The 11,820-nt window shown below is 40.6% G+C and carries 9 protein-coding genes; 3 read left to right on the plus strand and 6 right to left on the minus strand.

Going from position 1 to position 11,820, the window contains the following annotated elements; genetic code table 11:
- Window positions 1-11 precede the first annotated feature (11 nt).
- The 6 genes from porM to AC6JAD_RS02685 all read right to left on the minus strand — a co-directional run bounded on the left by porM (window position 12) and on the right by AC6JAD_RS02685 (window position 8,431).
- Window positions 12-1,604, minus strand: coding sequence for a type IX secretion system motor protein PorM/GldM (gene porM, locus AC6JAD_RS02660; RefSeq protein WP_461302695.1), 1,593 nt, complete (start codon window positions 1,602-1,604; stop codon window positions 12-14).
- 43 nt (window positions 1,605-1,647) lie between these two features.
- Window positions 1,648-2,289 carry a type IX secretion system motor protein PorL/GldL gene (gene porL, locus AC6JAD_RS02665; protein WP_461302694.1) on the minus strand — a complete coding sequence of 214 codons (642 nt, stop codon included), beginning with the start codon at window positions 2,287-2,289 and terminating at the stop codon, window positions 1,648-1,650.
- A gap of 62 nt (window positions 2,290-2,351) precedes the next feature.
- Window positions 2,352-3,725, minus strand: a complete 1,374-nt coding sequence (porK, locus tag AC6JAD_RS02670; protein ID WP_461302693.1) for a T9SS ring complex lipoprotein PorK/GldK — start codon at window positions 3,723-3,725, stop codon at window positions 2,352-2,354.
- Window positions 3,726-3,839: 114 nt separating this feature from the next.
- Window positions 3,840-5,000, minus strand: coding sequence for a formimidoylglutamase (locus AC6JAD_RS02675; protein WP_461302692.1), 1,161 nt, complete (start codon window positions 4,998-5,000; stop codon window positions 3,840-3,842).
- Window positions 5,001-7,496, minus strand: coding sequence for a type I DNA topoisomerase (gene topA, locus AC6JAD_RS02680; RefSeq protein WP_461302691.1), 2,496 nt, complete (start codon window positions 7,494-7,496; stop codon window positions 5,001-5,003).
- Window positions 7,497-7,648: 152 nt separating this feature from the next.
- On the minus strand, window positions 7,649-8,431 hold the full coding sequence (locus tag AC6JAD_RS02685) for a hypothetical protein (RefSeq protein ID WP_461302690.1): 783 nt from the start codon (window positions 8,429-8,431) through the stop codon (window positions 7,649-7,651).
- 133 nt (window positions 8,432-8,564) lie between these two features.
- On the opposite strand from AC6JAD_RS02685, the gene miaB reads away from it, so the two are divergent.
- Genes miaB through AC6JAD_RS02700 form a run of 3 tightly spaced genes read left to right on the plus strand, consistent with a single transcriptional unit; the run spans window position 8,565 to window position 11,819 of the window.
- A complete protein-coding gene (gene miaB, locus AC6JAD_RS02690) occupies window positions 8,565-10,013 on the plus strand; it encodes a tRNA (N6-isopentenyl adenosine(37)-C2)-methylthiotransferase MiaB (protein ID WP_461302689.1) in 1,449 nt (482 codons plus the stop codon).
- A gap of 3 nt (window positions 10,014-10,016) precedes the next feature.
- On the plus strand, window positions 10,017-11,297 hold the full coding sequence (locus AC6JAD_RS02695; protein ID WP_461302688.1) for a sigma-54 interaction domain-containing protein: 1,281 nt from the start codon (window positions 10,017-10,019) through the stop codon (window positions 11,295-11,297).
- Between the two features lie 12 nt (window positions 11,298-11,309).
- Entirely contained in the window at window positions 11,310-11,819 is a 510-nt protein-coding gene (locus tag AC6JAD_RS02700) for an LptE family protein (protein ID WP_461302687.1), read from the plus strand.
- Window position 11,820 lies beyond the last annotated feature (1 nt).

Here is an 11,820-nt window from a genome sequence, read left to right on the forward strand (position 1 = left end):
AATTTTACTTTTTAGTTTGTTAACTCAATACAAACCGGAGAAATTTTCTTCAACTTGTATCCTGAGTTATTTGCAATTTTAGCGTTGATATCGAAAATCTGTACAGTTTCTCCACGCCTTGCTCTTCGCAATGCATTTTTAGCTGGACCGTCCAGTTTTCTTCCACTTACCGCTACAGTAGGTTGACCAGAAACCTTGAACTTAAATCCAGTTACATTAAGGTTAAGATCGAAATCGAAATCCTCTAAAAGAGCACCTACACTAGAGATCTCTAATCCTTGACGTTGCATACGTACACATGCTCCATCTCCAGTTTCCCCACGAATGGTTCCTACTGGACGTGGAATATCCTTGATACGGAACTCGGTAGTTGTATTAACTCCTGTTCCATCAGGCAACGTACCCCTAGCATTAATACTAACGGTTCTACCTTGTGCAGGACGCATCACATACTTACTTCCAGCAGACTTACTTAAACCTGTTGCAGAAGCAGAAACCTTATTATCTGGAATTCCTGGGATAGAAATTGTCATTGGGTTATCTACCCCACGGTACACCACGTTCATCTTATCTGCAGCGATAACAGCAGAATTAGGCTTAGTGATAGTTGCGAATGTGCTACTTACTGGAATCTCAACTTCCTTTCCATCTTGAAGGAAGATAAGGTTACCTTCGATCTTGTGATCTCCAGCAGCACCTGCACTAATGTTCAGTTTCACTTTACCATTCTCGATGGTGTACTGATTTTCAGTTAAAGGTCTTCCATCTAATGTAAGCTCTACCCTGTTTGGTTTTGTGTTAGGATCTTTACGTCCCAAAACAATACCTCCATCGAATGCCTCTCCTGCATAGAATGCAGATTTAGACTGCTCCAATAATGTATTGTACTGAGTGAATGATGCAACCCTTTCTTGTTGTCCAGCCAACATCTTAGATAGCAATTCATTCTTAGTTACTTTAATATCGTTTTGGAGTGAAGTCATCTTTGTCTTAGAAGCAATAAGCGGGAATCCTTCATAGTTATAGTTTAACCAATCCACTTTTTTCCCATCCTTCAATCTAGTTACCGGAGTAGTAGAGAAGTTAGCTTCAATTGTCTTCTTAATATCTTCAATTCCTTGAACTTTTGCCAAAGCTGTATCAGAAAGTACTTCGAGCATTTCAGTACGATATGTGTTAATCGCACTCAAGAACTCTTGACCTTCTGGCTTTAACTTGTCACCTTGGAAAAAGCGCTGATCTAAGAAATCAGGCTTATCCTGAACTTCATAATTCTCCTGCTCATCAGATTTAACCGTAGTCATCATCTGGCCTTTCAGGTCAGCTAAAAAGGAATCCAAATCAGCAGAGATTTGTGAAACCTTGTCGGCTTGAGCTTTTACAGCAGCATATTGCTCAGGTTGTTCGGAAGCTTTAACTGCCAAATTTTCCATGAAATTGTTATTACGCTCTGTTGCAGCTAAATTAGCTTGGTCGATCTTTTTGTCAAGTAGTCCGAAAGCGGACAATACTTCTTTGGACATGTTTAATGCCAACATCGCGATGAAAACCAAGTACATTAGGTTAATCATCTTTTGCCGCGGGGATAGTTTTCCTCCTGCCATCTTTTCTCTTTTTTAAAGATTAATATTACAGTTAGATAACTTTCTAGTTATTGCTCATTGCAGATAACATTCCTCCATACACCCCATTCAATGATGAAAGGTTGCTGGCCAAGTGCTCCATTTGAGCTTTCAACTGAGCTGCATTCTCTGCTACTTGCTCATTAACTTCTGCCTGACGGCTTGTAGATTCAACTTGTACTTTGTAAAGACTGTTCAATGACTCCATTTGGGCAGCAGCCAATGCCATTTCTTCACTATACTTCTTAGTAGAGTTCATAGCCTCTGCTGTTGGAGCCATTCCTTTGGCAGCACCTTCGAAAGAACGAATGCTTTCTCCTAAGCTAGACATTAACTCGCCATCAATTCGTGCTTCTTTAAGCATCTCATCCAACTTCTGGGAAAGGATACCTTGAGCGTCTTGTGGCTGTTGTTTTTTATCTTTTGTTTTTCCTCCTGCTAATTCAGGATATACCAAAGACCAATCTAAATCGTCATCTACTGGTTCGAAAGCCGAGATAGCGAAAATGATTGCCTCTGTAATAAGACCAATCGCCAAAAGAAGACCACCATTAAGTGGACCCAACTCCCAGTGAAGGATCTTAAATAGCGCTCCCAAAATTACGATGGAAGCTCCAAGCCCGTAGGCCATGTTAAATAATTTCTTAGATGATTTTGACTGTGCCATAATACAATTTTTAAGTTAAGTTAAGTTTTATTTAGGTTAAGATTCAAGCTTTTTAAAGGAGATTATCGGGCGTCTCCAAAGTTATTGTTAAGCGTTACATCGGTTCCCATATAATCCTGTACGGTTCTGAAACCAATATAGCTTCTTGCAGAATCTGCATACTCATAATCTCGAGTACTCACTTGCAAGAAATACGCTACGTCTTTCCATGATCCCCCACGAACTACTTTACGCATGTTCTTGTCATCATTTACGTTAGGGTTCATTGTAGAAGAATACTCATAAGAATCTGGATCGTAAGAAGAGGCTACCCACTCACTCACATTTCCAGCCATATTATATAGGTTGTAATCGTTAGGCTCATATGCATCGGCCTCTACCGTATACAATGCCTGATCTGCTGCGTAGTCTCCTCGAAGTGGCTTAAAGTTGGCCATAAAACAACCTCTATCGTTTTTGGCATACGGCCCTCCCCAAGGGAAAGTAGCAGATTCCAATCCACCACGTGCAGCATATTCCCACTCGGCCTCACCTGGAAGTCTAAAGGAGTTAACGTGCTGACGGTTTCTTGATTTTTGATATGAATTTTTGTACAAAGTTCTCCAAGCACAGAATGCCTTGGCTTGTTTCCAACTTACCCCCACAACAGGATAATCCCCATACGCCTCATGCCAGAAGTAATCGTTGTGCATTGGCTCATTGTATGAGTAATTGAAATCTTTGATCCATACCGTTGTATCTGGATAGATAGAAACTGTATCTTTTTTGATGAAATCCTTTCTACGTTGTCCTTTAGCACGCGCAGCAGCCTGAATGTCCATGTGCGTGTACTGGAACAATAATTTGGACACATCGATTGTTCTTTGTCCATTATATGCTTCCTCTGCAGGAATATACATAGTGTCCATCACTTCTGTATAATACTCATCGGGATATTCACCTGTTTCCCAAATAAGATCTACATCGTTGTTGATTTTACGACCGGCATAGAAATCTTCTCCCATACCATAGTAATTATCGTACATGTATTGCTCGTAAGGACTCATTTCTTCGTTCTCCTGATCTACAAAGGCAAAATCACCAATACCACCGTCTCCGGGGGCAGCCCCTACTTCATCAGCAAGGATGGCCAATTTCAATCGAACTGTAGAATCGCGAACCCAGTTTACAAACTGTCTGTATTCAGAATTGGTTATCTCGGTCTCGTCCATGTAGAAGGAACGCACCGTAACTGTTCTTGTAGGAGCATCATTTACTGCTACAAAATCATCATCTGCTTTACCCATGATGAAAGAACCACCAGGGATAAGTGTCATACCATAAGGCTTTTGAGGGTACCATTTTTTACCTTTTGCGCCGATTAGTTCCCCTCTGTCACCAGAGTTACAACTAAACAAAAAGGCTACCATCGCAGTGAATGCAATTAACTTCTTCATAGGTATTTAGGTTAAATTATGTAAGATTTAAGGGCGTAAACCTATCTATAAAATTTTAAAAAAACAACAATTTCTTTAAAAAACCCTTAAACCTTTTTTTCTTAGTTTGTTTGATTATACTTCATTCTTTCGGCGGGCTTTATACCACCTTTCAGGAATTTCCTGATTTGTTGCACTCAAATATTCGCCATAAGTGCAAGGTAATAACGTATGTCTTTTTAATTTATTATTAACATTTGAAATAAATGGTAATTCTATCCACCAACGACCCGTTTTACTGCTCTTTTTGAACACTAAAACCTCGTCATCTACCGGTACTTTATACGTAGTAAACCTCTGTTCATTATCGAAATCTTCATCGTCTATCCTAAAGTTTACTCCTTCTATGAAATACCAAATCATCTGTGCCACAAGCATGGAGGCACTTTCAGCATTAAACTCTTTCAGTTCGTAAATCCCGAAGGAAGATACTTTATTGCTTATTCCTGCATATCTTGCAATAGCACAGATTTCTCTACTATCGAATCCATTGGGGCCTGAACTACTATTATAACTCAATTCCGATGCTTTTATTGCCGATGTGTCTATGGCTACCATATCCGCATCCCTCATGATGGGCTCCACCAATGTAATGTCTCCAGTAACCTTACCCAAGCGATAGGCATCGAAAAATAATTTTTCCATTAAAGCAATCTCCGCAGGTGGATTATCATAGGATTGATATCCTAGCACACTATAGTTAAATAGGTTGTAAGGTTTATCTACAATGATCTTACCCACATATGACACATTTGAAATAGGCTGCTCTGCATCTCCCAAATCGAAACGATGATCTACATTCACAACATTGATCATTTTACCATATGTATCATACGAGCGGTATTGCGCATACATCAAATCCTGACTGCCCCCTAGAACAATAGGTATAATGTTTTTAGATAAAATAGCCTCTAATACGGTTCTCAATGCAAAATAGGTGTCTTCTACCGTTGCCCCTTTCTCAATATCGCCAAGATCCACTATGGGATAGGACCAATTTCCAGGATATAAAGAATAGAGTGATTTTCTAACGGCATCAAAAGAAATGTCAGCACCTATATAATTAATGTCGTTTCTGTTCTCCTTAACGCCTAGAATGGCAAATCGGACATCCTTTAGTGCAGGCAATTCCCCAACCTTATGATGAATTTCTATTTCTTTTCCTAGCACTCCTAAGGATAATACTTCCCTATGGGCTACTACTTTCTTTGAAACTGGGGAAAGAAATTCTATCATTTATTTTTTCTTGGCGGTCGCTTTCTTTTTTCTAGTCGTTTTTTTTGGGGCATTCTTTTCCAGTAGTTCTTGTGCTTGCTCCAGTGTCATCTTATCCGCCTTGGTGGTTTTGGGAAGTTCTACTTTCGTCTTTCCCTTGATAAGGTTAAAACGTCCCCACCTTGCTTTTTCCAAACGAATGCCCTCCTCAGGCCACTCATTGATCAGTTTATCAATCTCCTTCTGCTTCTTATCCTCGATTAGTTGTATGATGTCTGCATCGGAAAGATTATCGAAATCGTATTTTTTGTTCACATTAATGAACATGTTGTTCCACTTAATAAATGGCCCAAACCTTCCCTTTCCTTTCTGTACCGGCATCCCTTCATACGTATATATAGGTGCATCGGCTTTTTTCTTTTCTTCAATAAGGGTAGCTGCCGTATCCATAGCCACATCTAGTGGATCCATCCCTTTGGGCAGGGAAATAAACTTGGACCCAAATCGGATATAAGGTCCATACCTACCATTGGCTACCTCCACTTCTTCTCCATCATACACACCCAATGATTTAGGTAACTTGAACAAATCCAAGACTTCTTCAAAAGTCACCAAATGCAATTGCTGATCTGGACGCAAGCTTGCAAATTTTTTGTTTTCATCGTCCGGGCTTCCAATCTGAGCCATGGGGCCAAATTTCCCCAATCGAACCAAAACAGGTCTCCCGGTTTCAGGATCTTCCCCTAATATGCGCTCACCGCTTTCACGTTCCGCATTCTCTTGTACATCCTCGACGTGTGGATGAAACTTGGTATAGAAGTCCTTCATCATAGAGGTCCACTCTTCCTTCCCTTCGGCAATAGCATCGAAATCCTCCTCTACTTTCGCTGTGAAGTTATAATCTAAAATATCATCAAAATGATCTACCAAGAAGTCATTTACAATCATCCCAATATCCGTTGGAACCATTTTCCCCTTGTCGCTCCCGATAGTCTCTGTCAGCTTTTTATCTTCAATCTGACCTTCTTGCAACTGAAGCTGAACATAATTGCGCTCTACACCTTCCACAGTTCCTTTTTCCACATAATTCCTATTCACTATGGTAGAAATGGTTGGAGCATAGGTAGAGGGCCTACCAATTCCCAACTCTTCCAACTGCTTTACTAAAGCAGCTTCCGAATAACGGTATGGTGGTCTAGTAAATCTTTGGGTAGCGGTAATATAATTATTGGTAAGCGGATCGCTAACCTGTAATTTAGGCAACATTCCGTCTTGTTCCTCCTCTTCAAAGTCGGTTCCTTCGAGGTACACCTTCAAAAACCCATCAAATTTTATCATTTCACCATTTGCTGCAAATTGTTCGCTAACTGGTTGAGCTCCGGCAATATCGATCTTCACATTGGTACGTTCTAATTGGGCATCGCTCATTTGTGAAGCAATGGTACGCTTCCAAATTAAGTGATACAAACGCTCCTGATCATAATCCCCGCTTATGGTATGCCTAGACATATCGGTGGGTCGAATAGCTTCGTGAGCTTCTTGGGCGCCCTTTGATTTTCCTTTATAATTTCTTGGCTGACTGTAATTATCACCATAGGAATTCGAAATCTCCTCCTGAGCGGCCTTACGGGCATCATCGGATAAGTTTACACTGTCCGTTCTCATATAAGTAATTAAACCTGCCTCGTATAAACGCTGGGCTATGGTCATTGTCTTACTTACGGAAAAATATAATTTTCTTGATGCTTCCTGCTGAAGTGTAGAAGTGGTAAATGGAGGTGCTGGCGATTTTTTAGCCGGCTTCTTTACAAGATCGGCCACTTTATAGGAAGCTCCAATATTTTTTTGAAGAAAAGTTCTCGCCTCTTCTTCTGTAGAAAAGTTCTTGGGCAGCTTCGCCTTAAACTTATTTCCTTTCTCGGTAGTAAACTCTGCAACCACACGATAGGAAGCTACAGGATTAAATTTTTCAATTTCACGTTCCCGTTCAACAATTAAACGTACCGCTACCGATTGAACACGACCCGCGGACAACCCTCCTTTCACCTTCTTCCATAGCACAGGGGATAATTCGTACCCTACCAAACGATCTAATACACGTCTCGCTTGTTGGGCATTCACCAAATTATAATCTATTTGTCTCGGGTTTTCAATCGCCTTTAGTATGGCCGATTTTGTAATCTCATGAAAAACAATCCGCTTGGTCTTTTCTTTGTCTAATTTTAGCGACTCCGCCAAGTGCCATGCAATGGCTTCTCCTTCCCGATCCTCATCACTAGCCAACCAGACCATTTCAGCTTTTTGGGCCAATTGTTTCAATTCCTTGACCAAGCTTTTCTTGTCACTCGATATAATATACTTAGGTGCAAATCCGCCTTCCACATCTACTCCCAACTCCTTTGCGGGAAGGTCTGCAATGTGTCCAAAGCTAGAGGCAACCTTAAAATCCTTTCCTAGAAATTTTTCAATGGTTTTGGCTTTTGCCGGCGACTCCACAATCACTAAATTCTTTGCCATAGTCCGTAAATTTGGAGTACAAAAGTATATGATTTTTTTAATACGCTCCGAACGCAGTCAAGATTTAAGCTTCCCTTAACACCAAAAAAAGAGCCGGAAAAAAGTAATTCCGGCTCAAAATATTTTAGAAATGTTTACCTAGGCAATACGCTCTATTCGTCTTCAGATTGACCAATATTGGATATCGCATTATCATCCTCAAAACCAACAGTTTCCTTATAAATATAATATAAAATTATATAGGTAAAGAACAAGGTAGCAATCATCCCGATATAGCAAAGTATAGCACCTAAAGAAGACAATAAACTCCCTACAAATAAAAGCCCAAAAATGATGAACCAATGTTTATTACCAAGTTTAAAGGCCGCCTTGACAATATCGCCCACACTTAGGTCTTCGTTAAACACAAAGATTGGCAGCATAAGCTGAAGCGGCACCATTGCATACAACAATGGTAAATAGCATAGAAGCGCAGCCAATATTGCAATACCCATTGTAGCCAATGTTAACATAACCAACTTACTGAAGTGTTTTTTAAGTAGTGAAAAATATCCGCCAGTTTCTTCCGACAATCCCATATCTTCATTCTTTAGCATCTTTAGGAAATTGCCATAGATCGAATAGTTGACTGCTTGCATTAGGAAAGAAAGAACAAGGACCAGTAAAAACCATAGTATAATGATGACCGGAGAATAATTATCGAACATGGTATCTCCATAATAAGGATCGTACCCACCGGAAATGGCATCTATATACATGGGTAAAATAGGAATATATATTACCAATACAAATGGAATAATAACCACCAGACTTACTAGCACGTGTACCATTCCTTGAGTGAATACCTGTTTATACAATTCGAAACTTTTACTGAAAATATCCCCAAAGTCCGGGGACTGAGAATTTTCAATCTTTTTAAAAATAGGGTGTTCCATAGAAGAAATATTTTGGTTAGCTAATTATTGATGTAAATGTACTAAAAAGAAAACTGCCACTTTGTCATAAACCTCATTTTATTCCTATCTTTGCATGTTCATTGCTATATTAAATCGCAGACGGATTGCAACCATGGAAGAAAAAATTATAGATGAGAACAAACAGGGTGAGGCCTTGGTATTGGAAGCCAAAGAAGGCAATGCCCGAAAATTATATATTGAAAGCTACGGCTGTCAAATGAATTTTAGCGATAGTGAAATTGTCGCTTCTATTTTGACAGAACAGGGTTTCAACACTACTCAAAAATTGGAAGAAGCCGATTTGGTTCTTGTTAATACCTGCTCCATTAGAGACAAAGCAGAACAAACCGTTCGCAAACGTTTGGAAAAATACAATGCCGTAAAACGAATCAACCCAAAAATGAAGGTTGGGGTTTTGGGGTGTATGGCCGAACGCCTTAAGAGTAAATTCCTGGAAGAAGAAAAGATTGTAGATATGGTAGTGGGACCAGATGCCTACAAAGACTTACCAAATCTTTTAAAAGAAGTGGAAGAAGGTCGGGATGCCGTGAATGTAATCCTTTCAAAAGAGGAAACTTACGGCGATATCTCCCCTGTAAGACTGGGAGGAAATGGGGTTACTGCATTTGTTAGTATCACCCGTGGGTGCGACAATATGTGTACGTTCTGTGTAGTTCCGTTCACAAGAGGGCGAGAACGTAGCCGGGATCCCAAGAGCATTATTGACGAAGTAAACGATCTTGCAGAAAAAGGCTATAAAGAAATCACACTACTAGGACAAAATGTAGACAGTTATTTATGGTATGGTGGCGGATTGAAAAAGGATTTCAAAAACGCTACCGAAATACAGAAAGCGACGGCTACAAATTTTGCACAACTACTGGAAATGGCAGCGCTGGCACAACCCAAAATGCGCATTCGCTTTTCAACCAGTAACCCACAGGACATGACCGAGGATGTGCTGCACTCCATGGCCAAATATGATAACATTTGCAATTACATCCACCTACCCGTGCAAAGTGGCAGTACAAGAATATTGAAGGAAATGAACCGCCTTCACACTCGGGAGGAATACTTTGAGCTTATCGATACCGTAAAGCGAATCATTCCAGATTGTGCCATTTCACAAGATATGATCACTGGCTTCCCTACCGAAACGGAAGAAGACCACCAAGACACATTGTCTTTAATGGAATACGTAAAGTATGATTTTGGGTTTATGTTCATGTATTCTGAACGACCAGGAACCATGGCCGCTAGAAAAATGGAAGATGACGTTCCCGAAGACGTAAAGAAACGTAGACTAACGGAAATAGTGGATCTTCAGCAAAAGCATAGTGCTTATAGAACGCAAGAATTTGTTGGGAAGACCGTGGAAGTGCTCATTGAAAAAGAATCGCGCAAGAGCGACGCTCAATGGAGCGGACGTACACAACAAAATACCGTTGCGGTATTTCCGAAAGAACATTATAAAGTGGGTGATTTTGTTATGGTAAAAATTGAAGATTGCACCAGTGCTACTTTAATTGGAAAGGCCGTTGAATACTCTCACAACAACTAACCTATGGAAAACGTACAAGCCGTAAAACAACGCTTTGGAATTATAGGGAACGATCCCGGACTTAACCGTGCCGTTGAAAAAGCCGTTCAAGTGGCTCCAACGGATATCTCGGTACTGGTTACTGGAGAAAGTGGTGTAGGGAAGGAAAGTATTCCAAAGATCATTCATTCGCTCTCCCATAGAAAACACGGAAAGTATATCGCCGTAAACTGCGGGGCGATTCCGGAAGGAACCATTGATAGCGAATTGTTTGGCCACGAGAAAGGAGCATTTACGGGAGCCACCGCCACGAGAAGCGGTTATTTTGAGGTGGCAGATGGCGGAACCATTTTCTTGGATGAAGTAGGGGAACTACCCTTACCAACCCAAGTTCGCCTATTACGTGTTTTGGAAAATGGGGAATTCCTCAAAGTAGGATCCTCCAAAGCACAAAAAACCGATGTGCGTATTGTAGCAGCCACCAATGTGAAAATGGCAGAGGCCATCGAAAAAGGTAAATTTCGTGAAGACCTATACTATCGCTTGAGCACAGTAGAAATTGCGTTGCCCCCGCTTCGGAAACGCCACGAAGATATTCATTTGTTATTCCGAAAGTTTGCTTCAGATTTTGCCCAAAAATACAAGATGCCAACCATTCGGTTGGATGATGCAGCAGTTGGGCTTTTACTACAATATAAATGGGGTGGAAATATCCGTCAGTTACGTAATGTCGCCGAACAGATTTCTGTCTTGGAGCAAAACAGGACGATTTCTTATGAAACTTTGAAGAACTATCTCCCCGATGTGGGAAGTAATCTTCCAGCTGTCATTAGCACTAAAAAACCCGAAAGTGACTTTAGCAACGAACGGGAAATCCTTTATAAGGTATTGTTCGATATGCAACGGGATATTAATGACCTAAAAAAGCTGACGATGGAATTGATGAAGGGTGGAAACACAGCCGAGGTTCGGGAAGAAAATTCTACACTCATCGATAAGATTTATTCCGAAGAAACAGATCGCGAAGCACAATTGGCGGCTATTGCAGAAGAAGAAAGTCCGCAGGCATACGATGTAGAAGTGGTCCCTTCAACCCCAGAAGCTGCTGTGGCAGAAATTACCGAAGACAAATATCACTTTGCAGAGGAGATTCAGGAAGAAGAAAACCTTTCTTTGCATGAAAAAGAACTGGAGCTCATTAAAAAGTCGTTGGAAAAATACGATGGTAAACGAAAAGACGCTGCCAAAGAACTGGGTATTAGCGAACGCACCCTTTACCGTAAAATAAAACAATACAACCTGTAGTTTATCCTCTATATGAATCGAATCCTTAAGATTTCACTATGCTTCTGTTTCATTCTCCTAGCCCAAGGATGTAAGGTAAAATATTCCTTCACCGGAGTTAGTGTGGGTAATGCACAGACCTTTCAGGTAAATAACTTTGTAAACAATGCAGCCCTGGTAGAGCCAAGGATTGCAAGGGATTTTACATTGGCACTCCAGGACATCATCCTAACCCAAACCAGTTTGGGCCTTACACCCACCAATGGTGACCTCATTTACGAAGGTGAAATAACGCGATACTACGTGTCCCCTATTACGGCAACTTCGCAAAGTACTGCTGCCCAAAACCGATTGACCATGGAAGTAAACGTGAGGTACACGAATACCTTGGATTCCGAAAAGGACTTTGAAGAAAAGTTTTCGTTTTACTTCGACTACGAAGGAGGAGCACAATTAATTGGATCGCAATTGGATGAAGCTTTGGAAATCATTTTTGAACGATTAACACAGGATATCATAAATAAATCATTGGCAGACTGGTAAT

Source organism: Aureisphaera sp. (assembly GCF_059726885.1).